The sequence below is a fragment of the Microcystis sp. M53598_WE2 genome, assembly GCF_030067735.1.
GTDB lineage: Bacteria > Cyanobacteriota > Cyanobacteriia > Cyanobacteriales > Microcystaceae > Microcystis > Microcystis aeruginosa.
In genome coordinates this window covers 1-1,632 of record NZ_JASJFE010000723.1, presented here as the reverse complement: position 1 = coordinate 1,632, position 1,632 = coordinate 1, and the positions used below count along the sequence as shown (strand labels likewise).

1 protein-coding gene is annotated in these 1,632 nt (G+C 39.3%); it reads left to right on the top strand.

Annotation, left to right across the window (positions count from 1 at the left end; translation table 11 throughout):
* On the top strand, positions 1-1,632 hold a 1,632-nt coding region (locus PX636_RS14765), incomplete at both ends, for a serine/threonine-protein kinase (protein ID WP_288117679.1).

The following is a 1,632-nucleotide window of genomic DNA, read 5'->3' as shown; positions in this document are numbered from 1 at the left end:
GCATCCGAGTAATAATAACTCGAATACTCGTTACTGTCAAAGTTGCGGCTCTGAGTTGTTGTTAAATGGTCAATATAGGGTAAGTCGGTTATTGAGTGATACGACTGGTTTTGGGGTTGTTTATGAGGCTTTTGAAGGTTTTACGTCCAAAATCCTCAAGGTATTACAAGAAAAATGGAATAATGAAGCGAAGGCAGTGGAATTATTTAAACGGGAATATGACGTTTTATTAGAGTTAAGTCGTCAAAATGTCACCGGTGTTCCTCGCGCAGATGCCTATTTTCAATATTCCACAAGGGAGGGGAAAATATTACACTGTTTAGTTATGGAAAAAGTGGAGGGGATTAATTTAGAACAGTGGCTAAACCAGTATGATAAGTTAAGTCAAAAACGAGCCTTAAAATGGCTGAGAGAAATTACTTTAATTCTCGATAAAATTCATCAACAGAATTGGCTGCATCGAGATATTAAACCCCCTAATATCATGCTGCGGAATAGTGGCGAGTTGGTGTTAATTGATTTTGGCACAGCAAGGGAAGAAACCCAAACCTATCATCAAAAGGTCAAAGGTCAACAGGTAACAGGTATTACCTCAGCCGGATATACACCCAATGAACAACAACATGGCCAAGCAGTGATTCAATCAGATTTTCATGCTTTAGGACGAACTTTTGTGCATTTATTAACTGGAAAACATCCTTTAGAGATTTATGATGCGTATAATGATGTTTTACCTTGGCGAGAAGAAACGGAAAATATTCACCCGTTATTGTTGGATTTTATTGATGAGTTGATGGGAAGATTACCCAGGAATAGGCCAGCTAATACTAGGGTTATTTTACAGCGTTTGGATGAGATTGAACGGCAATTAAAGTTACTTCCTACACCTGTACAACCGGTTAAAAATAATAAGCTTAGAAATAGAATGATAGCTCTTGGTGGAGTTTTGTTATTAGGAGTAGGAATAACGCAAGTTTATGGTTATTTGAAATATAAGCAGTTTCCCGCCGGTCTTCAATCTATGCCTCCAACACCAAATCTAATGATAGCTCTTGGCGGAGTTTTGTTATTAGGGATAGGAATAACGCAAGCTTACGGTTATTTTAAATATCTAGAGTTTCCTGCTAGTCCTCAATTATTAATATCTGATTTATCTAGTCTTCGCTTCTTAGATAAAACCCTTACTGGTCATTCTAGCTCGGTTTTGTCAGTGGTATATAGTCCCGATGGTCGCTATTTAGCTAGTGGGAGTAATGGCAGAACTATCAAAATTTGGGAGGTAGCAACGGGAAAAGAATTGCGTACCCTTACTGGTCATTCTGACTCGGTTAACTCAATAGCATATAGTCCCGATGGCCGCTATTTAGCTAGTGGTAGTAGTGACAAAACTATCAAAATTTTGAAGGTAGCAGCGGGAAAAAAATTGCGTACCCTTACTGGTCATTCTCGCGGGGTTTACTCAGTGGTATATAGTCCCGATGGCCGCTATTTAGCTAGTGGTAGTTCGGACAATACTATCAAAATTTGGGAGGTGGCAACGGAAACAGAATTTTGTACCCTTACTGGTCATTCTCGCGGGGTTTACTCAGTGGTATATAGTCCCGATGGCCGCTATTTAGCTAGTGGTAGTTC